Source organism: Streptomyces sp. NPDC052496 (assembly GCF_040679095.1).
Lineage (GTDB): Bacteria > Actinomycetota > Actinomycetes > Streptomycetales > Streptomycetaceae > Streptomyces.
Window position 1 is genome coordinate 39,461 of sequence record NZ_JBFAUH010000033.1, and the last position, 23,004, is coordinate 62,464.

11 protein-coding genes are annotated in these 23,004 nt (G+C 72.6%); 3 read left to right on the forward strand and 8 right to left on the reverse strand.

Annotated features, from left to right (window positions below; all coding sequences use genetic code 11):
* Nucleotides 1-141 precede the first annotated feature (141 nt).
* From AB0L45_RS33690 to AB0L45_RS33710, 5 genes are all read right to left on the reverse strand, one after another.
* On the reverse strand, nt 142-2,907 hold the full coding sequence (locus AB0L45_RS33690; protein WP_365846848.1) for an amino acid adenylation domain-containing protein: 2,766 nt from the start codon (nt 2,905-2,907) through the stop codon (nt 142-144).
* Nucleotides 2,891-9,766: an SDR family NAD(P)-dependent oxidoreductase gene (locus AB0L45_RS33695; RefSeq protein WP_365846850.1), complete on the reverse strand. Its 6,876-nt coding sequence runs from the start codon at nt 9,764-9,766 to the stop codon at nt 2,891-2,893. The genes AB0L45_RS33690 and AB0L45_RS33695 overlap by 17 nt, the downstream gene beginning before the upstream one ends.
* Entirely contained in the window at nt 9,759-11,834 is a 2,076-nt protein-coding gene (locus tag AB0L45_RS33700) for a beta-ketoacyl synthase N-terminal-like domain-containing protein (RefSeq protein WP_365846852.1), read from the reverse strand. The genes AB0L45_RS33695 and AB0L45_RS33700 overlap by 8 nt, the downstream gene beginning before the upstream one ends.
* On the reverse strand, nt 11,827-13,110 hold the full coding sequence (locus AB0L45_RS33705; protein WP_365846854.1) for a cytochrome P450: 1,284 nt from the start codon (nt 13,108-13,110) through the stop codon (nt 11,827-11,829). The genes AB0L45_RS33700 and AB0L45_RS33705 overlap by 8 nt, the downstream gene beginning before the upstream one ends.
* 211 nt (nt 13,111-13,321) lie before the next feature.
* Nucleotides 13,322-14,539, reverse strand: a complete 1,218-nt coding sequence (locus AB0L45_RS33710) for a beta-ketoacyl-[acyl-carrier-protein] synthase family protein (RefSeq protein WP_365846856.1) — start codon at nt 14,537-14,539, stop codon at nt 13,322-13,324.
* A gap of 309 nt (nt 14,540-14,848) precedes the next feature.
* Between AB0L45_RS33710 and AB0L45_RS33715 the strand changes: the two genes are divergently transcribed.
* The gene (locus tag AB0L45_RS33715; protein ID WP_365846858.1) at nt 14,849-17,413 is read left to right on the forward strand and encodes an AAA family ATPase; all 2,565 of its coding nucleotides are present in this window, start codon (nt 14,849-14,851) and stop codon (nt 17,411-17,413) included.
* A gap of 327 nt (nt 17,414-17,740) precedes the next feature.
* Nucleotides 17,741-18,502: an alpha/beta fold hydrolase gene (locus AB0L45_RS33720; RefSeq protein WP_365846860.1), complete on the forward strand. Its 762-nt coding sequence runs from the start codon at nt 17,741-17,743 to the stop codon at nt 18,500-18,502.
* A 93-nt stretch (nt 18,503-18,595) separates the two neighbouring features.
* Here AB0L45_RS33720 and AB0L45_RS33725 read toward each other — a convergent pair whose 3' ends face one another.
* Both AB0L45_RS33725 and AB0L45_RS33730 read right to left on the reverse strand, forming a co-directional pair.
* Nucleotides 18,596-19,933 carry an ABC transporter permease gene (locus AB0L45_RS33725; RefSeq protein WP_365846862.1) on the reverse strand — a complete coding sequence of 446 codons (1,338 nt, stop codon included), beginning with the start codon at nt 19,931-19,933 and terminating at the stop codon, nt 18,596-18,598.
* A 53-nt stretch (nt 19,934-19,986) separates the two neighbouring features.
* On the reverse strand, nt 19,987-20,631 hold the full coding sequence (locus tag AB0L45_RS33730) for a TetR/AcrR family transcriptional regulator (RefSeq protein WP_365846864.1): 645 nt from the start codon (nt 20,629-20,631) through the stop codon (nt 19,987-19,989).
* 396 nt (nt 20,632-21,027) lie between these two features.
* Between AB0L45_RS33730 and AB0L45_RS33735 the strand changes: the two genes are divergently transcribed.
* Nucleotides 21,028-21,225 carry a hypothetical protein gene (locus AB0L45_RS33735; RefSeq protein WP_365846866.1) on the forward strand — a complete coding sequence of 66 codons (198 nt, stop codon included), beginning with the start codon at nt 21,028-21,030 and terminating at the stop codon, nt 21,223-21,225.
* 241 nt (nt 21,226-21,466) lie between these two features.
* Here the strand turns inward: AB0L45_RS33735 and AB0L45_RS33740 are convergent, their stop codons facing one another.
* Complete coding sequence (locus tag AB0L45_RS33740) at nt 21,467-22,795, reverse strand: TRAM domain-containing protein (RefSeq protein ID WP_365846868.1); 1,329 nt, start codon at nt 22,793-22,795, stop codon at nt 21,467-21,469.
* Nucleotides 22,796-23,004: the final 209 nt, after the last annotated feature.

Here is a 23,004-nt window from a genome sequence, read left to right on the forward strand (position 1 = left end):
TAAGGAGGTGGACCGGTCGCACGAACCCGGTCACACGAGCCCGGCCGCTGTCCGCGACCTGCCTCGCCATGGCAGCGAACCGCAGGCCCCACCGGGAATGCCGGTGGGGCCTGCGGCCTGGCGGGGATGCGCGTTCGTGGTTCAGCCGGTCAGGAGGGTGCGCAGGTGGGTGGCCACGGCTTCCAGGTTGGGGGCCTTCAGCACCGTGTAGTGGTCGCCGGGTACCAGGTGGATGTCCGAGGGGACGGGGCACAGCCGGCGCCAGGACTCCGCTGTTTCCGTGCCGCCTCCGGCCTCGGCCTGGAGGAAGTGCACGGGGATGTCGAAACCCCGCGGACGGTATCCGCACAGGGCCCGGGCGTTGTCCTCGAAGCGCTGGAAGACCGCCTCGAATTCCGGGAGGTCGATGTCCGGGGACAGGATGTGCTGGGCGCGGAGGGCGTCGAACAGCTCAGGGACGGTGCCCGGGAGCGTGCCGGTGCCGGCCGGCTCCCGTACCCCGTCCGGTGCGTCGGCGACCGGCCAGGAGCGGCCGGTGAGCCCGGCCAGGTCCCGGCCGAGCCAGGCGAGGGCCCGCTCGCGGGTGACGTCGATGCGGGCGAGTTCGTCAGGGGACTCCAGCACGTCGACGGCGGCGACGAAGTCCACCGTGCGGCCCCGTGCGGTGAGTTCGCGCGCGAGTTCCATGGCGAGCACGCCGCCCATCGACCACCCGCCCAGCCGGTAGTGCCGGCCGGGAACGTCGCGGACGACGGCCTCCGCGTAGTCCGCCGCCATGCGCTCCAAGGTGGGCCGCTCGGCGTGCCAGTCAGGTGACTGGAGGGCGTAGAAGGGCTGGTCGTCGCCGAGCGACGGGGCCAGCTCCGAGTAGCAGAGCACCTCCCCGCCGATGGGGTGGACGAAGACCAGGGGGACGGCCGAGCCGGTGGTGCGTACGGGCACCACCACGGAGCGGTCCCCGCAGGCGCCGGCGGCTTGCAGGTCGCGCAGTCGCTGGGCCAGTTCGCGGATGGTGGGCGCGGAGAAGAGGGCCGCCACCGGTACGGCCGTACCGGTCTCGCGGCGCAGGACCGACATCAGGCGGACCGCCTGGAGGGAGTCTCCGCCGAGCTCGAAGAAGTTGTCGGTGACGGAGACCTCCGGTATCGCGAAGAAGGTGCTCCAGATGTCGAGAAGCAGTTTCTCCTCGGCGTCGGCGGGGCCTTCCACGGTGGCCTGGGCGGTCAGCTCCGCGTCGTGGAGCGCCCCCAGGGTGACCCGGTCGACCTTCCCGTTGGCGGTGAGCGGGAACTCCTCCCGTACCGAGATGACCGCGGGGATCATGTAGTGCGGGAGGGCGTCGGTGAGGAGCCTGCGGAGCTCCGCGCCGGACCGCCGGCATTCCGGTTCCAGCAGGACGTGCGCGAGCAGGCGGTTCTTGCCGCGGTCGCCGTGGACGCCGGCGACCGCGGCCCGGACGCCCGGGCAGTCGAGCAGCGCGGCCTCGACGTCGCCCAGTTCGATGCGGTGGCCGCCGACCTTGACCTGCATGTCCTCGCGGCCCAGGAACTCGATCTCGCCGTCCGGCAGGAGCCGCCCCCAGTCGCCGGTGCGGTACAGCCGGATGCCGGTTTCCGGGTCGACCACGAAGCTGTCGGCGGTCCGTTCCGCATCCCCCAGGTAGCCGCGGGCGAGCCCGGTCCCGGCGATGTAGATCTCGCCCGGCACCCAGCACGGGCGGGGCCGCCGCATGCTGTCGGCCACGTAGACGTGCTGGTTCTTCATCGGCGTCCCGTACGGAATGGACGGCAGCTCGGCGTCGGACGGCGTGATGCGGTGCCAGATGGACCAGATCGACGCCTCGGTGGCGCCGCCCAGGCTCCACAGTCCGGCGTCCGGGAAGAGGTCCCAGACGGCGGCGGGCAGCGAGACGGGAACCCAGTCACCGCTCATCAGCACGCGGCGCAGCGGCGGGAGCGCGGCGGGCCGCGGGTGCAGCGCGGAGGTGTGTGCGCAGAGCATGGCCATCAGTGCGGGGACGCTGTTCCAGACCGTGACCTGTTCGTCGGTCATCTGCTGGAGCCAGCTCCCGGGTTCCCGCGCGTCGTCCGGTGACGGGATCACGACGGCGCCGCCGACGGACAGCGGGCCGAAGATGTCGTAGACGGACAGGTCGAAGTGGAGGGCGGACAGCGCCAGTACGCGGTCCGCCGCGGTGAGGGCGATCTCCTCGTTGACGTCCTGCACCGTGTTCCAGGCCGCGCCGTGCTCGATCATGACGCCCTTGGGCACACCGGTGGAGCCCGAGGTGTAGATCACGTAGGCGAGGTCGGACGGGGTGACCGGCGCGGGGGCGTCCTCGGCCGGGACGGTCACCGGGGCGTCCTCGGCCGGGGTGGTGCCGGCGGCCGGCGGGGTGACGGCGGTGGCCGAGACCGACTCCGGCCAGGCGATCTCCGTCCCCGCTCCGGTCCCGGCCCCGGCACCGGCCAGGAGCCAGGGCTGGGTGAGCACGGTGGTGATGCCGGCCGCGGCGAGGATGTCGTGGCGGCGCTTCTCCGGCCAGCGCGGATCGACGGGTACGTAGGCGGCCCCGCTGCGCAGTACGCCCAGGCAGGCCACGACCTGCTCCCAGCCCTTGTCCATCGACACGCCGACCAGCGCGCCCGGGCCGATGCCCTGCCGCGTCAGCCCGGCGGCCACCGTGGCGGATTCGGCGGCCAGTTCACCGTAGGTGAGGGTACGGTCCCGGCCGATGACCGCGGGCGCGGCGGGTGCGGCCGCGGCCCGGTCGAGGAAGGCCCGGTGGAGCAGGGCGGTCGGCGACATCGTGCGGTGCGGGACGGCCGCCGTGAGCTCGGCCCTGATCTGCGCCGACTCGTGGGACCACGCGGGTTCGGTCCAGGCGGACTCAACGGCAGAGTTCATGGATCAGCCTTTCGTACGCGGCGAACATCTCGTCCACAACGCCGGTCGGGAATGCTTCTTCCACCACGTCCCAGTTCAGGATCAAGCTGCCCTGCTCCTCGAAGGCGGTGTGGTCGAGGATGACCTGGGGGGTGCGGACGCCGCTCCAGACCGGAGTGCCGCTCTCGCCCATCCGGCACAGGGCGCCGACCGGGCCCGCGGTGCGGTCCGTCGCCTTGGCCGCGCCGCCGATCGTGCTGTTGAAGACGACCGGCATCCGCGCCCGTCCGGCGTCCCCGTCGAGCCGGCTCAGATCGCGCAGGACGTCCAGGCCGGTGTAGGCGGCGTGCTCCATGTCGCGGACGAGCTGCCGCTGGATGGCGCCGGCGAGTTCCCGGAACGGTACGGCCGGATCGGCGTGCACCTCCAGGAGGTTGGTCGAGGAGAAGTTGCCGACCACCCGCGACATGTCCTGCGGGGTGAACCCGGCGCGGTTGGACACCAGGACGTTGACGGTGAAGTCCGGCGTCTTCGACCACCTGGCCAGCACCGTGCAGTACGCGGCGAGCAGGGCGCTGGAGGCGGTCGTGCCCGCTGCCGCGGCGTTGCGCTGGAACGCCTGCCACTGCGGTGCGTCGATCCGCAGGAAGCGGTTGCTGAACACCGGCCGGTCGATGTCGCTCAGCCGGACGGCGCGGGGCAGGTCCGGGGCGAGCGGCAGGGTGGCCGCCCGGTCCTGCCAGTACTGCCGGCTCGGTGCGATGTCCTCGGACGTGCAGAAGGCGCGGGCGGCGCGGGCGAACTCCTCGAAGGTGCTCTCCGGTTCGGGCAGCGCGCGCTGCGGGTCGCGGTACAGCTCCGCCCATTCGTCGAACAGCAGGGCGCTGCTCCCGCCGTCCGAGATCAGGACGTCGATGCCGACGTGCAGCCGGGTGACGGTGCCGTCGAGGTGGGTGGCCCGTACGAGGAAGAGCGGCCAGACGGCGGTGTCGAAGGTGTGCGCCTTCAACTCCGCGCGGAGGGCGGCCAGCCGCTGGTCGCGTTCGGCCGCGGTGAGTGCGCGCAGGTCCTCGGTGTGGATGCGGTAGGCGGGTACGTCGCCCAGTACGCGCTGGGCGCCCGGCTCGTCGAAGACCGCGCGGAGCATGGGGTGCCGCGTGATGAGCGCGCGCAGGGCGGTCTCGGCCCGCTGGACGTCGAAGGCGGTGAGGTCGACCTCGATGTAGAGGTAGGTCGACACGTTGCCGAGTTCGAAGTCCCCCGCACGGCCGGCGAGGTACGCCTCCTGCAGCTTGGTCAGGGGGAAGGGGTCGGAGCCGGCCGGGGCGGGTACGGATGCCCGGTTCTGGTCCTGATCCTCACCCTGACCCTGGCCCCGATCCTGGTCCTGGTCCTGGCCCTGGCCCTGGTTCCGGGCGCAGGACCGATCCTCCGCCTGTTCCCGCCGGCCCGGAGAGCTGCCACGGTCGCCGGCGTCCTCACGGGCAGGCGCCGACTGTCCGGTATCGGTGGCCGCCGGCTGTCCGGCACCGGTGGGCGCCGCCTCGCCGTCCGCGGCCCCGAAGAGCTCCAGGACATGCGCGGCCAGGGCTTCGGGGGTCGGGTGGTCGAAGACCACGGTGGCGCCGAGCCGCATACCGAGGCGGCGGCCCAGCCGGACCCGCAGTTCCATCGACGTCAGCGAGTCGAAGCCCATCTCGTAGAAGGACCGCTCGGCGTCGACCCGGTCGGCCTCGGTGCCCAGCAGCCCGCCGACGCTCTCCTTGACCAGCGCGAGCAGCGCGGCCAGCCGTTGGTCGCGCGAGGCGTCACCGGAGGCGAGCACGGTGAGCACGTCCGTGGCCTCCTGCTGAGCGGGGGCCGGGGACGGCGGCGTGGCGGCTCCCCGGGGCTCGGCGGGAGCGGGCCGTACGGGAGCGTGCCGTACCGGAGTGGTGCCCGCGGGCACCTGGCCGGCGGCGCGGTCGCGCTGGCCGGTGAGCGTTTCGAGCAGGAAGGGCCCGCCCAGCCCGGCGGCATCACCGGGTTCCGGGAACGCCAGCCGCGCGGCGACCAGTGCGGTGGCTTCGCTGGTGAGGGCGGCGTCGAAGAGGGCGAGGCCCTCGTCGACGTCGAAGGCCGCCACGCCGTTGCGGCGCAGCCGCAGCAGGTCGCCTTCCCCCAGGTGGCCGGTCATGCCGGACGCCTGGGACCACAGCCCCCAGGCGATCGCCTCGGCGGGCTGCCCCTGTGCCCGGCGCCATGCGGCGAACTGGTCCAGGAAGGTGTTGGCCGCGGCGTAGTTCGCCTGTCCCGGGCCGCCCAGGACGCCGTACAGCGAGGAGAAGAGCACGAAGAACTGCAGGTCGTCGTCGCGGGTGGCGGCATCGAGGTGGAGGGCGGAGTCGACCTTGCTGCGCAGCACCGTGTGGAGCTGAGCGGGGGTCATGTTGGTGACGATGGAGTCGTCCAGCACACCCGCCGCGTGGACCAGGCCCGCGATCGGGCCCTCGGTGCGGGCCTTGGCCAGCGCGGCCTGCACGCTCTGCGCGTCGGAGGTGTCGGCGGCCAGCACCTGTACCGCGGCGCCCAGCGCCTCCAGCTCGGAGCGGAAGGCGGCGACCCCGGGCGCCCCGTCACCGCTGCGGCTGAGCAGGGTCAGGCGCTGCGCGCCCCACTCGGTGATCAGGTGCCTGGCGACCTCGCGGCCGATGGTGCCGGTGCCGCCGGTGATGACGACCGTGCCTCGGCCGAGGTCGGGGCGGGCACCCTCCGCGGCGGCGTACGGGACGAGCTGCGGGCGCAGCACCCGGTCCCCGCGGACGGCGAGCTGGGGTTCGGAGCGGGTGAGCGCCGTAGCGACGGTGCCGGCGTCAGCAGCCGTGCAGCTGCTGACGTCGACGATCCGGAAGTGGTCCGGGTACTCGGTCTGGGCCGAGCGCACCAGCCCCCACAACGCGCTGTCCTCCAGGCCGGACGTGGCGTCGCCGGGGACCGTGACCGCGTCCTGGGTGACGAACGCCAGCGGGACGCGCCCGGCGATCTCCTCGTTGCGCAGCCACTGCTGGATCGTCTCCAGGGCCCATTCCGCCGAGGCGTGGACCTGTTCGCCGGTGGTTCCGGCCAGGCCGGGGGCCGGGAGGACGACCTGCCAGGCGCCGGGCAGGCCGCGGGTGACCATCGCCGCCTCGTCCAGCGTCGCGACCGAGATCCCGCCGCGTGCGGCGTCCCGGACGAGGGTGGTCAGGTCCCGTCCGTCCGCGCCGACGACGCAGATGCGGCACTCCTCGGCGGCATCGTCGGCCACCGGATCCCACTGCATCGCGTACAGCGCGGCCGCGTCGAGGTCCGGCTGCGCACCGGGCAGGCTCAGGCCGCGGACGACCATGCGGTCGACGCTGAGCAGGAGGCGGCCGTCGGCGTCGGTCAGGGTGAGCGCGACGGCGTCGGGGCCCACCGGCCGGGCGGCGGCGCGGCAGCTGTCGCCGACGGGGCCGCTGCCCAGGCGGACGCCGCTGAAGAGGAAGGGCACCGCGATGCGCCCGGCGCCGGGCTCGCCCATGAGGCCGTGGCGGACGGCGGCGTGCAGCGCGGCGTCGACCAGCGCCGGGTGGACCGTGAATCCGCGGTGGTTGACCTGGGCGGCCGCCGGGAGCGCGACGTCGGAGAGGACCCACTCGCCGCGCTGTTCCGCGGTGCGGACGCCTTGGAACGCCTCGCCGTAGCCGTAGCCCATGGCCCGTAGCGCCTCGTACAGTTCCCCGGCGCCCTGCGGCCGGTCCTGTGCGGCGGGCAGGCCGGTGGGACCGGACGGCGCGGGGCCGCGGGGTGCGGACAGCAGGCCCTGCGCGTTGCGTACCCAGGTGTCCGTGCCGGTGGTACGCGAGGAGATGGCGGCGGCGCGGGCGCCCGCGGCGTCAGCCGGTTCGACGGCCAGCTGGATCTCCACGGCGGTGCCGTCCATCGGCAGCAGCAGCGGGTCGCTCAGCAGCAGTTCGTCGAGTGCGGCGCAGCCCAGTTCCTGCCCGGCCGACAGCAGCAGTTCCGCGAAGGCGGTGCCGGGCAGCAGGGCGGTGTCCTCGACCCGGTGGTCCATGAGCCAGGGGTGGCTGCGTACGGAGAGGCGCCCGGCCATGAGCGTGCGGCCGTCCGCGGTCTCGATGACGGTCGAGATCCAGGGGTGTCCGCCGTCCGAGAGGAGGCTCGCCGGCCGGTGCTCCCGGCGGGAGGTGCCGGCGGCTCCCATGTCCTGGTGGAGCCAGTACCGCCGCCGTTCGAAGGGGTAGGTGGGCAGGTCCGCGAAGGTGGGCCGCTGCGGTACGTCGTCGGGGCAGAGGACGCCCCAGTCGACGGGGTGGCCCTGGGTGTACGCCTCGGCCACCGCGGTCAGGAAGCGCGCGTAACCGCCCTGGTCGCGCTTCATGGTCGCGCAGACCGGGGCGCTGTTGCCGGCCTGCTCCAGTGCGGACCGGATCGAGCCCACCAGTACCGGATGCGGGCTCATTTCGAGGAACGCGTCGTAGCCGTGGGTGGTCGCCGCCACGACGGTCTCGGCGAACCTGACCTGGTGGCGCAGGTTGCGGTACCAGTACTCGGCGGTCAGCTCCGTCCCGTCGACCCGGCGGACGTCGACGGTCGAGAACATCGGCAGCGTGCCGGCGACCGGGGTGAGGCCGGACAGGCCGCCGATGATGTCGTCCTGGAGGTCGGCCATGGCGGGTGAGTGCGAGGCGCACTTGGCGGGCACCGGGCGGGCGTAGATGCCGCGGTCCTCGCACAGGTCCAGCAGGCGCTGGATGCCGGGGGCGTCGTCGCCGGAGACCACGACGAAGTCGGGTCCGTTGGTGGCGGCGATCACCAGGTCGGCGCCCACTTCGCGCACCAGGCCGGTGGCCTCGGCCGCGGAGGTGGCGACGGCGGCCATGGCGCCGCGGCCGGACGTCTCCAGTGCCTGGCTGCGGCAGGCGACGACGCGGGCGGCGTCCTCCAGGGACAGGGCACCGGCGACGCAGGCGGCGGCCACTTCGCCCTGCGAGTGGCCCACGACCGCGGCCGGCCGGACTCCGGCGTGCTGCCACATGGCGGCCAGCCCCAGCATCATCGAGAAGATGAGGGGCTGGACGACGTCGGTCCGCTCCATGTCGAGGGTGTCGTCGGTACCGGCGAGGGCGGCCGTCACGTCGTAATCGAGGTGGGGCGCGAACGCCGCCGAACACTCCTCGATCCGGGCCCGGAAGACCTCGGACTCCCGCAGCAGCGCGGTGGCCATGCCCTGCCACTGCGATCCCTGTCCGGGGAAGACGAAGACGGGGCGGCGTACGCGCCGCGCCACGCCGTCGACGGCGCCGGGGTGCTCGGCTCCGGCCGTGAAGGCGCGCAGCCCGTCGAGGAGTTCCGTCCGGCCGGTGCCGACGACCACCGCGCGGTGGTCGAAGTCCTCCCGCTGGTGGGCGAGGGCGTGGGCGAGGCCGGCCACCGCGTCGGTGCCGGCTTCCAGCCGGCCGGCGACGGCGGTGGCCAGGGAGCGCAGCGCGGTGGGGGTCTTGGCGGAGAGCTTGAGCGCCGCGGGGCGCGGCTCGTCGGTTTCCGGGGCCGGGGTGACCGGCTCGTCCTCCTCCCAGCTCTCCAGGATGACGTGTGCGTTGGTGCCGCTGACGCCGAAGGAGGAGACCGCGCAGCGGCGTACGCCGTCCACGGCCGGCCACGGCCGGTTCTCGCGCAGCACCTCCACCGCGTGCGTCCAGTCCACGTGGGAGTTGAGGTCGCCTTCGACATGCAGGGTCCTGGGCAGCACCTGGGCGCGCATCGCGGTCAGGCACTTGATGACGCCGCCGACGCCGGCGGCGGCCATGGAGTGGCCGATGTTCGACTTCAGCGAGCCCAGCCAGACCGGCTCCCGGCGCTCTCCCTGGCCGTAGGTGGCCTGGATGGCGTTGGCCTCGATGGGGTCACCGAGCTTGGTCGCGGTGCCGTGCGCCTCGACGAGCTGGATGTCCTGGGGTGCCAGCCGCGCGTCGGCCAGCGCCTGGTTGATCACCTTGATCTGGGCACGGCCGTTGGGTGCCGTGAGTCCGTTGCTCGCGCCGTCCTGGTTGACCGCGGTGCCCTTGATCACGCCGAGGACGCGGCGGCCCAGCCGCCTGGCCTTCGCCAGGGGTTCCAGGATCAGGACGCCGGCGCCCTCGGCCCAGACCGTGCCGTCGGCGCTGTCGGAGAACGTCCGGCACCGGCCGCTGGGCGAGAGCGCGCCCTTCTTCGCGAAGTCCACGAACATGCCGGGCCCGGCGAGCACATTGGTGCCCGCGGCCAGGGCGAGGTCCGTCTCACCGCTGCGCAGCGACCGTACGGCGGTGTGGATGGCGACGCCGGAGGAGGAGCACGCGGTGTCGATGGTCAGCGCGGGCCCTTCGAGGCCGAGCAGGTAGGAGATGCGGCCGGAGGCGACGCTGGGCGAGGTGCCGGTGCCCATGAACCCGGCGGTCTCGCCCTCCTGCCACTTCCACAGGGGCATGCCGTACTCGTTGGTCATCAGTCCGACGAAGACGCCCGTCCGGGAGCCCTTGAGGCTGGAGGGGACGATGCCGGACCGTTCGAGGGCTTCCCAGGCGGTCTCCAGCAGGATGCGCTGCTGGGGGTCCATCGCGGTGGCCTCGGCGGGCTTGATGCCGAAGAACTCCGCGTCGAAGGTGTCGGCGTCGTGGAGGAATCCGCCCTGCCGTACGAAGCGCGCTTCGTAGAGGTCGTCGGTGTCCCAGCCGCGGTTCACCGGGAAGTCGCCGACGGCGTCCTTGCCGTCCCGTACGAGTTCCCACAGGGCCTCCGGGCTGTCCACCCCGCCCGGGAACCGGCACGCCATGCCGATGACGGCGATGTCGTCCTGCGGTATCTGCCGGTCAGCCATTCCTCGACTCCATCTTGCCGTTCACGCATGCCGCCAGTTCATTGATCGTCGGGTAATCGAAGAGAGTGGTGTCGGGGAGGTCTATTCCGGTCACGACGTGGATGCGTTCCAGGAATTCCAGCTGCGTCATGGAGTCGACGTCGTAGTCGCGGAAGGGGAGGTCCGGGTCCAGGTCCGGGACGGAGCCGCCGAGGATGAGCAGCAGCTCCCGCTCCAGCATCGCGGCGAGCTGCCAGACGCGTTCGGGGCCGGCCGGGGCGGTCGCCCAGGGCTCGGCGGGCGGCGGGCCTGCCGGGGGAAGCGGGTGGTCCTCGCCGGTGCCGCCGTGCGGGGCGGGGGCCGGCCGGTGCAGGAGCGGGAAGGCGGCCGGGGCGAAGGGGTGGGCCTGCGGGAGGGCGGCCTTACGGGCGGCACCGGCGAACAGCGCGGTGATCTCCGTGAGGTCCCCGGACCCGAGGTAGGTGCCGGCGAGTTCGACGAGCCTGCCCCGTGCGGGTGCCGCGTCCCGCAGCCAGGCCCCCGGCACGGCCAGGCCGTTCCCGGCGACGATGCGCGCGAGCCCCTGCCGGAAGTCCTCCGGTCCGGATCCGAGCACGACGGCGCGGTGCTCGCCCTGCGTGCGGTGGGCCAGCGTCCAGGCCACGTCGGCGGCCGGGGTGGCCGGCCGGGCTCCGAGGGCGGCCAGCAGGTCCGCGGCCAGGTTCCGTACGGCTTCCGGGGAGCGTCCGGAGAGGCACCAGAGGGCGTCCTGCGGCTCCGCGGGTTCGTTCCGCCCAGCGGTGGGCGAACTGCCCAGGACGACGTGGACGTTGGTGCCGCCCATGCCGAACGAGCTGACGCCGACCGCGTCGCCGGGGCGGAAGGGGTGCGCCTCCGGCTCGGTGACGACCCGGAGGTTCAGTGCGTCGAGCGGCACCTCGTCCGGGCTCCGGGTGAAGTTCAGGCTCGGCGGGATCACCCCGTGGTGCAGCATGAGGCAGGCCTTGATGAGCCCCGCCATGCCCGCGGCGGATTCCAGGTGCCCGATGTTCGTCTTGGCGGATCCGACGCGCACGGGGTCGCCCTGCGGCCGCGCCCGCCCGGCCACCGCGCCGAGTGCGCGGGCCTCGACGGGATCCCCTACGGGGGTTCCGGTGCCGTGCAGTTCGACGTACACCACATCGGCGGCGCCGGTCCCGGCGGCGGTGTGGGCCGCCTCGATCACCTCGCGCTGGGCCTCCAGGGAGGGGACCGCCAGGCCGTCCCGCCCGCCGTCGTTGTTGACGGCGCTCCCGCGGAGCACACCGTAGATGTGGTCCCGGTCGCGTACCGCGGCGGCCAGCGGCTTGAGGAGGACGCAGCCGCCGCCCTCGCCCCGGACGTAGCCGTTGGCGCGCTGGTCGAAGGTGTGACAGCGGCCGTCCGGCGACAGTCCGCCCCACAGGCGGACCTGTTCGGTGACTTCCGGCAGCAGGTTGAGGTTGACGCCCGCGGCGAGGGCGGCCTCGCACTCGCCGAGCCGCAGCGCGGCCAGCGCCCGGTGCACCGCCGTCAGTGAGGACGACTGGCCGGTGTCGACGACTTCGCTGGGGCCGCGCAGGCCGAAGTGGTGCGAGACGCGGTTGGCCAGCATCGTCCGGCTGGTGCCCAGGTGCCCGAACCTGTCGAGGCCGCCCGACATCAGGTAGGCGGTACGGAAGTCGTCGGCGCAGGCTCCGACGAACACGCCCCAGCGGGCGCCGGTGACGTCCGCGGACGGTACCGCGGCGTCCTCCAGGCACTCCCAGGCGAGTGCGAGCATCAGCCGTTGCTGCGGGTCCAGGTACCGTGCTTCGCGCGGTGAGATCCCGAAGAAGTCCGCGTCGAACTGTTCGAGGTCGTCCAGGAATCCACCGGCGGAACCGGGGGCGTCCTGGTTCGCCGCGCCGGTGCCGGCGGGCCGGCGCTCTTCCGGTACGGCGCCGATGCTCGCCGTACCGGAGACGAGGTTCTCCCAGAAACGGGCCGGGGTGGCCGCTCCGGGGAACCGGCAGGACATGCCGATGACCGCGACGGCGGTTTCCATGTGCGGGGCTCCGATGTCAGTCATGTGCGCGTCCTGTTTCCGAGATTCCCGGAACCGGCCCGACCCGGAGGTTCCGCAGCCCGCGGAAGGTCGGGCTGACCTTCCATGCGTCCGCCGCGGGCGGGGCCAGGACCGACAGTTCGGGGCAGCGTTGGATGAGCATGCCGAAGGCCACTTCGGCTTCCAGCCGGGCGAGGTGCTTTCCGATGCAGTTGTGGATTCCGCCGCCGAACGCCAGGTGTTCCCGGCGCGGTTCCTCGATGGCGAATTCATCGGGCCGGGCGAACCGCCGGTCGTCGCGGTTGGCCGCGGCGAACGCCAGGAAGACGATGGCGCCGGCGGGTAGTTCGACCCCGTTCAGCACGGTGGTCTCGGTGACGTACCGGTAGAGCGAGAGGTTGAACGGGGACTGGTGCCGGAGCATTTCCTCGACCGCGCCGGGCACGAGGGCCGGGTCCGACCAGAGCCGCCGCTTCTGCTGCGGGTCGGCCTCCAGGGTGAGGAATCCGGTGACGATGAGGTTGGCCGTGGTCTCGTAGCCGGCCGCGAGCAGGGCGTACGCCTGGGCGACGGCCTCGTCCTCGTCCAGCGAGCGCGCGAGCAGGGAGAGTACGTCGTCCTCGGTGCCGGTGCGCTTGGCCCGCAGCAGGTCCCGGAGGTACGCGGCCATCCGCCCGGCGTCCCGGGCGAGTTCCTCGGGGCCGGCGGCACCGGTGATCGTCTGGACCCAGGAGTTGAAGGCCGCGCGGTCCTGTACGGGGACGCCGAGCGTGTCGCAGATGACCGCGATGGAGAAGGGGAACGCGAAGTCCTGGACGAGGTCGAAACCGTCCCGGCCGCGGTGCGCCGCGGCCACCGCGTCCAGGGTCTCTGCCGCGGCCCGCTCGATGTCGGCGCGCTTCGGGGCGACGGCCCGCGAGGTGAAGATCCCGTTGAGCGGCTTGCGGAGCCGGGTGTGCTTGGGCGGGTCGTTGTTCGCCATGTTGTCGTAGAGCAGCGAGGAGCGCCCTGGGCCGCCGCCCTCCTGCCGTGCGGGCGCGTTGGCCGCGAAGAGCGGCATGGCGTCGGCGATGCTCTTGGCGAACCGGGGGTCGCGGAGGACGGATTCGATGTCCTCGTACGACGTCACCAGCCAGGCTTTCAGGCCGGGCGGGATGTAGGCCATGCCCGTCTTGAGGATGACCTCGGTGGGCTTGTTCCCGTTCTTCTTGATCTCGCGGTACACCGGATGCGGATCCCGGAAGAAATCATGGTCGAGCATGATGGGCCCGTTTTCGGGCGCACCGGTTTCCAGCGTCATACCAACCTTCCGATTTTCGTGCGTGCGCAGCCGCCGGAGAAGGCGCGTCAGGGCGCGTTCTCAGCTGCTTGCATGTGCTGAGCCGAAGTCAGTCGATTCCGCGGCGGAGGGCCCTCAGAGAACCCTCCGCCGGGTATGTCCGGAAGCGTTCCGGACTCGCCGCACCGGCGTTTCCCCCGTCATGTCATCCACACCAAAACCGGAAAGAGAGTCAGACCTGTCCGAAGACCAGGGAAACGTTGTGGCCGCCGAATCCGAAGGAATTCGCCAGCGCACCGTGCCAGCTGCCGCTGCGTGCGGACCCGGCGACCACGTCGAGCGTGACGGCGGGGTCGAGGGTGTCGAGGTTGCGGGTGGGCGGGACCGCTCCGTCGCGGATCGCCAGCATGGCGGCCACCGCCCCGAGCGTCCCGGAGGCGCCCAGCAGGTGCCCCGTCATGGACTTGGTCGCGGTCACCACCGGGTGTTCGCCGAGTACGGAGGCGATGGCCTCGGCCTCGGCGACGTCGCCCTGCGGGGTCGAGGTGGCGTGCGCGTGCACCAGGCCGATGTCCGCCGGAGCGAGTCCGGCGTCGCGCAGGGACTGGTTCATGGCGCGGACCTGCCCGGGCACGTCGGAGGCGGTGATGTGGGAGGCACTGGAGCTGATACCGGCGCCGAGCAGCGCGCCGTAGGCCCGGGCGCCCCGGGCCCGGGCGTGGTCGGCCCGCTCCAGCACGACCACCGAGCCGCCCTCGCCGAGCACGAACCCGTTGCGTCCGGTGTCGAACGGCCGGCAGGCGTGCGCGGGGTCGTCGTTGGCCGTGGACAGGGCCATCATCTGCCCGAACGCGGCCAGCGGCAGCGGGTGGACGCTGGCCTCGACGCCGCCGGCGACCACCATGTCCACCCGGCCGGACCGGATCAGGTCGAGGCCGAGCGCGAGCGCCTCGGCGCCCGAGGCGCAGGCGCTGACCGGGGCGTGGGCGCCGCCCTGCGCGTCGAGGTCCATGCTCACCCAGGCCGCGGGCCCGTTCGCCATCAGCATCGGGACGGTGTGCGGGGAGACGCGCCGGGGGCCGGAGTTCTCCAGGGTGCGGTTCTGCGCCAGCAGGGAGGTGACGCCGCCGATGCCGGTGCCGATGACCACGGCCAGCCGCTCGGGCTCGATCTCGGGCGCACCGGCGTCGGCCCAGGCTTCGCGGGCCGTGACCAGCGCGATCTGCTCGGAGCGGTCGAGGCGGCGGGCCTCGGTGCGGCTCAGCGACTCGGCCGGGTCCTTCTTCAGCCGGGCGGCGATCCGCACCGGCAGCTGTTCGGCCCAGCTCTCGTCCAGCGCCTCGATGCCGTTCTCCCCGGCCAGCATGGCCGACCACGTAGTGGCCATATCGGAACCAAGGGGAGTAAAGGCACCAAGGCCACTTATCAAGACATCATTCGCAATTGGCATGTTCCCGCACGCTAGTCAGCGTCCTCGTCGGTTGGCAAATGCTCGTACCGCGATGATCGGCGGCTAGGGGCCCCTACGCGCAACCCCTAACTCCCCTGGAGGGAAAGGACCTGCCAAACCTGAAACAACATTCTGAATTCGGACCGCCACCGCGGGCTTTCGACGGCGCCTCCGGGCAGCGGAACGCCCCGCGCCGGCCACGCCCCGGCAGGCCCTCTCCCGCCGCCGCCCGGCGGCTCATGTTTTGATCGTCAGGATTGCCGTCGCACGGCCGATCCGCGACGACGACCGGAATCAGGGGGAGTGACCGTGGAGCTGGTGGAACGATGTCGGACCCGGGAAGCCCTTGCCGACCTGCTGGCCCAGGCATGCCGGGGCAACGGCCGGGCGGCGCTGATCTCCGGGGCACCCGGCATGGGGAAGACCACACTGATCCAGGACATCCAGTCACACGCCGATGCCGCGGGCGCCCTCGTACTGTCCGCGGTCGCCTGCGCCGAGGAGCGCGGCCTGCCCATGGGAGTGGTGGGCCAGCTCTTCCGTTCCGTCACCCTCGCGCCGCAGCAGTCCGGGCAGCTGGCCGGGCTGCTCCAGACCCTGGGGGCCGGCGCGCTCCCGGAGCGGGACGCCGTACCGCGCCCGGGCCCGATACCGACCGGCGTCGCCGACGGGGTCAACCGGCTCGTCCACCAGCTGGCCGAGCACACCCCCCTGGTCATCACCGTCGACGACGTGCAGGAGAGCGACCCGGCCTCCCTGCAGTGCCTGCTCTACACGGTGCGCCGCATCGACAGCGCCCGGATCCTGGTGGTCCTCGGGGAACGTACCGAAGTGCCGGGGACCGGACTGGCCCTCACCGCCGAATTCGTCCGCAACGCGCGCGGGGCGGTGATCCCCCTGGGCCCGCTGTCCCCGTCGGAGACCTCCGCGCTGGTCACCGCGAGACTGGGGCCGCACACGGACCCCGCGGTGGCCGCCCGCTGGCACGAGGCGTCAGGGGGCAGTCCGCTGCTGCTGCGGGCGCTCCTGGAGGATCACGGCGGCGCGTCACCGCCCGGCGGTGAGCCGCCGGTGGCGGGCCGGGCGTTCGCCCTGGCCGTCCGGTTCGCCGTGCTGCAGCTCGGCGAGGAGCCGCTGCGCGTCGCGCGCGGCCTCGCCGTCCTGGGTGACGCCGCGTCACCGGCCCTGCTCGACCGGCTGCTCGCCCTGCCGCACGGCGGCGCCGCCCAGGCGCTCGCCGCGCTGGACACGCTCGGGCTGACCCGGGACGGACGCTACCGGCTCGCCCCCGCCGGGACCGCAGTACTGGCGGAGATGCCCCCCGGACACCGCGCGGGTCTGTGCCGCCGTGCGGCCGAAGTACTGCACGAAGAAGGCGCGCCCGCGTCCGCGGTGGCCGAACAGCTCGTGGCCGGGGGCTCGTGCGGGGCGGACTGGTCCGTCGCCACGCTGCGGGAGGCCGCTGCCCAGGCGCTGCTGCACAGTGATCCCGAGGGGGCGCTGAGGTTCCTGCGCGTGGCGCACGACGCCTGCCAGGACCCGGCGCTGCAAGCAGAGGTACGCGCCGAACTCGCCCAGGCCGAGTGGGAGGTGGACCCGGCAACGGTCCATCGCTACCTGGGCCGCCTCATGGAGGACCACCGCCAGGGCCGGACGCCGCCCGGCCGGAGCCTGCGGCTGATCGGCTACCTGCTGTGGCACGGCCGGCCCGACTGGGCCGACGAGATCCTGGGCGGCCTGGTCGCCGAGGAAGACCGGCTGGACGAGGCGACCAGGGTGCACCTGGGTACCGTGCTCGTCTGGTACGCGTACTGGTACCCGCAGCTCGGCGCCCGGTACGGCGACAACCCCGCGTTCGGCGACGCCCGGCTGGGCCGCGCCGCCGGAACCGTGGACCCGCAGAGCGGCGGGGCACGTCTGCTGTCCTCCCTGCTGGCCGAAGGGCCCAACGACGGCGCCCTGGAGGCCGCCGAGCAACTGCTGCAAGGGGTGGTGCTGCACGAACCGCCGATCGCTCCCGCCGTCGCCGCGCTCGCCTCCCTCGTGCGCGCCGCCCAACTGGACGGTGCCGCCGCATGGTGCAGCACCCTGCTCCAGGGGGCGGAGCGGCGCACCCCCACCGCCCGGGCGATCCTGCTCGCGGCGAGCGCCACGGTCGAGAGCCGGCGGGGCAACGCCGAAGCCGCGCGGCGCCACGCGGACGAGGCACTGACCCTCCTCTCGCCCATGGCCTGGGGCGTGGCCATCACCCTGCCGCTCTCGGCCAAGGTGCTGGCCTGCATCGCCCAGGGCGACCGCGAGGGCGCGGCGGCCTGCTTCCGCGTCCCGGTTCCCGACATGGCCTTCCAGACCCTTTCCGGACTGCACTACCTCCAGGCGCGTGGGCGCTACCACCTCGAACTCGGCCACCACCACGCGGCTCTCGGCGACTTCTTCGCCTGCCGCGACCTGATGGCCGCCTGGCGGCTGGACCTCTCCGCCTGTGTGCCCTGGCGGATCCACGCCGTGGAGGCACTGATCGCACTGGACAGCCCGGCCCGGGCCAAGGAGCTCCTCGCCGACGAACTCGCCGGGCAGGGCCCGGAGAACGGACCGGCGCGCGCTCGGGCGCTGCACCTGTCCGAGCGCCTCGGCACACCGCCCGAACCGCCACTCGGGCCGGAGAGCGACCGCGATCCCGTGGCCCGGCTCAGCAGGGCGGAGCAGCGGGTCGCCGTGCTGGCCACCCAAGGCTGCACCAACCGGCAGATAGCGGAGAAGCTCTACGTGACCACGAGCACCGTGGAGCAACACCTCACCCGGACCTACCACAAGCTGGGCGTACGGAACCGGGCGGAGCTGTCCGCGGTGCTGGAACCGCCGGTCAGCGCCTGAGCGGGGCGGGCGGCGCGCAGAATTTCTTGCATGCGCGTCGCCTCCGGGACGAACATCCGGCAACCACCGAGCCGATCTCGGTACAGCGTAGGAAATGCCCCGGCGCCGGAGAACCCCTAGGTTCCCCTGGTTCCCCTATGTCCCCCACCCCTACCCCTCCCCCCCTCCTTCCCCTCCCTTCCTCCCCACCCCGAAGCCCTGAGCGCCTGCCCGCCGGCGGCCGGAACGCAGGGGTGGCCAGGGGTTGTCCGGTCCCGCCCGCTCCCGCACGGTGGTAGCCGATTCCAGGCGGCGACGCCGTCGGCCGACATCACCAGCGAGGACGGAATGACCGAGAAGCCAGCCGACGGCGCACCATGGATCCGACGGTTCCACCCGGCTCCGGACGCAGCGGTGCGCCTCGTCTGCCTGCCGCACGCCGGAGGTTCGGCGAGTTTCTTCTTCCCCTTCTCACGGGAACTGGCGCCGGAGACCGAGGTGCTCTGCGTCCAGTACCCGGGACGCCAGGACCGCCGGGCGGAACCCAACATTCCCGATCTGCACGAACTGGCCGACCGGATCGCGGAGGCGCTGACGCCCTGGGACGCCCGGCCGACGGCGCTCTTCGGACACAGCATGGGAGCCACCCTCGCCTTCGAGGTGGCGCGCCGGATGCAGGCCGCGGGCCGCCCCCCGCGGGAACTCTTCGTCTCCGGCCGCCGCGCACCGCACCGTAACTTCGACGACGGACTGCATCTGCTGCCCGACGAAGAACTCGTGGCGGGCCTGAAGGAGCTGGACGGCACCGGCACGGAGGTCTTCGGGGATCCGGACCTGCTGGACCTCATCGTGCCGGCCATCCGCAGCGACTACCGGGCCGCCGAGACCTACCGCTGCGCTCCGGGGCCCCGGCTGAGCTGCCCCGTCCAGGCGTTCACCGGATTCTCCGATCCTCGCGTACCGGTCGGAGAGTTGCACCACTGGAGCGCGCACACGGACGGGGCGTTCGACCTCCAGGTCTTCTCCGGAGGCCACTTCTACCTGCTGGACAACATGCCGGCGATCCTGCGGACCGTCACCCGGCGGCTGGCCTGCATCGCGGCGTGCTGAGCCGTCCGTCGCGGGGGCACGGGGCCACGGGGACTACGGGGGCTGTGGGGGCTGTGGGACCGCGGGGCCGGTGTCAGCCGGTGTCAGCCGGTGTCAGCCGTCGGTCCGGAACTGCAGCGTGGGGGTGTCGCACTGTGCCACCCCCCACTGCGGTGCTTCGTGCGTGTAGCGCGGATGCCCGTCCGGCGCCGATACGTACCCACCGACCGGGGCCGGCCCGCCCTCGGCCACCCTTCCGCCCGCGTACAGGGGCGAGGGAACGGCAGCAAGGGCCCCGACCGGCGGCTGCATCCCGGTAGTTCCGGCAGATCCGGCGGGCCCGACAGGCCCAACAGGCCCGGCAAGCCCGGCGTCCGGCGCCTGCACCGCGATGCCCGCCGAGCCAGGCGCCTGCACCGTGGCACCCTCCCGTCCGTCTACCTGCGCCGCCTGCGCCGCCTCCCGCTGCGTCGCCCGGCGGATCCGGGCATCCCCGTACAGGTAGAGCCCGATGCCCACCACCAGCCAGAAGAGCAGCACCAGCACGGACCGTCCGGAGTTCGCGCCGCCGAAGAAGGCGACCGAGCGGAGCAGCGAGTTCATCGCGCCGGGCGGCAGGAACTGGCCGAGCGCTCCCCAGCCTTCCGGGAGCAGTTCGGGTGCGCTGGTGAAGCCGGACAGCGGGTTGCCGAGCAGCACGATCAGTACGGCGCCCACTCCCAGCCCGGGGTTGCCGAACCCGACACGCAGCCCGACGAGCATCCACACCGTGGCCGCGATGCCCAGCGCGGCGCACGCGCTCGTCAGCAGGTAGCTGCCGCCGAGGCTGTGGAACACGTACTGCTCCAGTGCGATCAGCACCAGCCCGGCGACCACGGCGAAACCGAGACCGGCGAACAGCCTCGGCCCGGTGCCGCGCACCATGAGCAGGATGACGACGGCCCCCACCCAGCCGCCCAGTACGAGCGGCAGCGCACCGGCCCCCAGGCCCGCGCCCTTGGGGTCGTCGGCCGTGGTCGGCACCAGGTCCAGCACCTTCGCCGGCCGGTAATCGGGGTGTTCGAGGGTGACGGCGAGTTCCTTGAGCAGGTCGGCGACGGCCGGACTGCCCGCGCTCGCCACCATGACGGAGGGGCCCGAGGGTCCGATGACGACGGCGCCGTACGCCTCCCGGTCCAAGACCTTCCGGCGGGCGTCCTCCGCCGTCGGCACCTGCTCGAAGGCGAAGGCGCCGGGCTGCCGGGCGGACAGCCTGCTCTCCAGCGAACCCACCTCCTGGGACGGGCCGGTGACGGCAAGGGGGATGCCGTGGGGCCCGGCGTGGAGCTGGGGAAGGGCGAAAGCCAGGAGAAGCACCGTGACGAGCGCCGTCAGGATTCCGATGGCGGTGCCCGCGCGTTTCCACGCGGACAGGTCGTTGCGCGCACGTGCCGTGCCGTGCGGAGCCGACATATGACTTCCTCAGGGAATAGGGAGGAGGGAGAGGACCACGGGGCCCGGAGGGCTCACACCGGGCAGGAGCGCGCGGCGATCACCGGGGCATGCGGAGTGCCCAGCCCGGCGGCGAGGTGGGCGACGGCCTGCCGGACCGCGGTGGTGACGCAGCCGGTCATGCCGTCGGCCAGCCACTGGTCGACGGACAGCCGGATCGCGCACGTCACGGCCGCCGCGGTGAGCCGGGGATAGAGATCGGCACGGACGTCCGTACCGGTACGGGAGGCGATCTGCTGCGACAGCGGCTCCTCCAGCGCGGCGAACATCTGCAGCCGGGCGGCGGCGAGCACCGGTGTCCTGGTCAACAGGCGCACCATGCGTCCCCACGCCTGGAGGTCGGTGTCTTCGGGCAGATGCTCCGCGACGACAGCGTCGAGCGCCTGCCACACCGTCTCCTCCGGCGGCCGCGCGGCGAGCGCCGGCGGCAGCTGGAAGATGCGCGCGTGAACCGCGGCGACGACCGCTTCTTCCTTGCTGGAGTAGTAGTTGCTGAAGGTACGCCGCGACACGCCGACAGCGCTCGCGATGTCCTCCACCAGCACCTGACTCAGCCCGTGCTCGATGGTCAGACTCAGCGCCGCCTCACTGAGAGCACGTCGCGTGGCGTCCTTCTTCCGCTCGCGAAGCCCGGGTGCGGTGGGCACGTGTTCGTTCATCGCGGGTCACCCTAGGGCGAAGTTTCCCAGCGCGCAATATTTCCCAGCAGGCAAAATTACCCCCAACCAACCCCTCCTGCCGCCCCCCAACCAACCAACGGCCCCCTGAAACCACACCCGCCCCACCCGCGTCCACCGAATCAAGCCCAGACCCCCACCCACCACCACCGCACCCAGAACAAGGAAACCCGCACCATGCCAGACCCCACCAACACGGACGACCCCCCTACGCAAAACACCCCAAAACCCCCAACCCCCTCTTCACTCCCTCCGTACCCTCCACCCCTCCCCCCACCCCCGCCCCCCATCGTCCCGACCAACGCCGACCACGCCCTGGAGATCGGCCGCTCACACTTCCCCCCGGCCGGTTCCCCCAACGGCCCCGTAGGCGTCTACGTGCACGAATTCGACATCGGCTACCTCATCTACGCCGGCTACCCCACACACGACACCCCGAACACCCCACCCCCCTCCCCCGGAGGCACCACCATCGTCATCTCCAAGACCAACGGCGAAGTGACGTTCATGCCCAACTACCCGATCGAGCCCGCCATGGAGCTCTACCGCCGATTGCGACGTCCAAGTACGCCCTGACGCAGTCCGACACCCCACCTTCGGACCACGACCACCCCCGAAAAAGCACTCACCCTCATCCGCAGCCGCAGCCGCTACGCCCAGCCCCAGCCCCAGCCCCAGCCCCAGCCCCAGCCCCAGCCGACAAACGACTCACCCGCCCCACCCCCCCCGAAACCGCCATAGCCCTGTATCGCGGCCAACTCCCCACCGATTCCTGACGAGAGCACGCCCCCCGCACGCGCGCCCGCAAAACCGAAGGTCAGGCCCCCTTAGCCGCCCTCTCAAGAATCATCACGCACTCCACATGATGCGTAACCGGAAAAAGATCGAAAGCCCGCATCCTCCGCGGCACGTACCCCTCCCCCGCGAAGTACTTCACGTCGCGGGCCAAGGCGGCCGGGTCGCAGGCCACATAAGCAATACGCCGGGCCCCCAGCGAAGCCAGATGAGCAACCGTCGCCCGTCCCGCTCCCGCTCGCGGCGGGTCGAGGACGATCAGGTCCACGTCCGAGATCCCGGTGCGCGGGAGGATTTGCTCCACCTTGCCGTGTTCGATGCGGACGCGGTCCAGGTCCTGGAGGTTGTGGCGGGCGTCCTCGGCCGCGCGCTTGCTGGATTCGATGCCGAGGACGGCGCCCTTTTCGCCTACGCGGTCGGCGAGGGCGCCCGCGAAGAGGCCGACGCCGCAGTAGAGGTCGAGGGCCATGTCGCCCTTCTTCGGCATCAGGCCCTGCATGACGGCTTCGACCAGGAGGTCGGCGGCCTTGGGGTGGACCTGCCAGAAGCCGCCGTTGCCGACGCGCCAGGTGCGGTCGGCGGCGCGTTCGCGGACGAAGGGGCGGCCGTGGACGCGGTGGACGCCGCCGTCCTTCTCGTGGACGCGGAGGACCGAGACGGGCTTGTCGAGTTCGACGATGGGCAGGCGGCCGCCGGGGCGGGGGGTCAGGACGACCTGGCGGTCGTTCGAGCCGGAGGCGGCGATGGCCTCGACGGTGGCGATCTGGGGCCAGTCGCGCTTTTCGATGCCGAGTTCGGAGACGCCCGACGCCGCGATCAGGCAGTGGTCGATGGGCTGGACGTCGTGGGAGCGGTGCTTGCGGAGGCCGACGCGGCCCTCGGGGTCGATGGCGTACTGGATGCGGGTACGCCAGGCCGGGACCTCGCCCTTGGGGACCTTGTCGCCGGGGGCCGGCTCGACGGTGCCGTCCCAGCGGGCCTCCTCGGGGGTGAGACCGGCCAGCCGGGAGAGCTGTTCGGTGATCACCTCGGACTTCAGTCGGCGCTGGGCGCCGGGGGCGGCGTGCTGCCAGTCGCAGCCGCCGCACTTGCCGGGGCCGGAGAAGGGGCAGGGAGCCTCGACGCGGTCCTTGGAGGCGGTGAGGATCTCGACGGCGTCGGTGCGGAGGAATCGGTCGCCCTCGGCGCCGTCGGTGACACGGGCGATGACGCGTTCGCCGGGGAGGGCGTGGCGTACGAACAGGACCTGGCCTTCGTCCGTACGGGCGATGCAGTGGCCGCCGTGTGCGACGGGGCCGACCTCGACCTCGTACTCCTCGCCTACCAGCGACTTCTTGGGTTCTGTCTGCATGGTGGGGGAGCTCCTGAGGTGGGTGGAGGAAGGGGGAAGAAGGGGGAGGAAGGGGAGAAGGCGGGGGAAGGGAGGCGGATGCCGACCTGCAAGTCTACGGGGCCGCCGGGCGGAGTCCGAACCGGGCGAGGGGAAAGCGGAGAGGTGGCAGGGAGGAAGTGCGGCAGCGCAAGGGCCCGGGCCTGCCGGATGGCAGGCCCGGGCCCCGG

What these genes read in the sequence shown, in the direction of transcription:
- AB0L45_RS33690 (WP_365846848.1), bottom strand. Translation starts at nt 2,907, where the DNA reads ATGAACTCTGCCGTTGAGTCCGCCTGGACCGAACCCGCGTGGTCCCAC.
- AB0L45_RS33695 (WP_365846850.1), bottom strand. Translation starts at nt 9,766, where the DNA reads ATGGCTGACCGGCAGATACCGCAGGACGACATCGCCGTCATCGGCATG.
- AB0L45_RS33700 (WP_365846852.1), bottom strand. Translation starts at nt 11,834, where the DNA reads ATGACTGACATCGGAGCCCCGCACATGGAAACCGCCGTCGCGGTCATC.
- AB0L45_RS33705 (WP_365846854.1), bottom strand. Translation starts at nt 13,110, where the DNA reads ATGACGCTGGAAACCGGTGCGCCCGAAAACGGGCCCATCATGCTCGAC.
- AB0L45_RS33710 (WP_365846856.1), bottom strand. Translation starts at nt 14,539, where the DNA reads ATGCCAATTGCGAATGATGTCTTGATAAGTGGCCTTGGTGCCTTTACT.
- AB0L45_RS33720 (WP_365846860.1), top strand. Translation starts at nt 17,741, where the DNA reads ATGACCGAGAAGCCAGCCGACGGCGCACCATGGATCCGACGGTTCCAC.
- AB0L45_RS33725 (WP_365846862.1), bottom strand. Translation starts at nt 19,933, where the DNA reads ATGTCGGCTCCGCACGGCACGGCACGTGCGCGCAACGACCTGTCCGCG.
- AB0L45_RS33730 (WP_365846864.1), bottom strand. Translation starts at nt 20,631, where the DNA reads ATGAACGAACACGTGCCCACCGCACCCGGGCTTCGCGAGCGGAAGAAG.
- AB0L45_RS33740 (WP_365846868.1), bottom strand. Translation starts at nt 22,795, where the DNA reads ATGCAGACAGAACCCAAGAAGTCGCTGGTAGGCGAGGAGTACGAGGTC.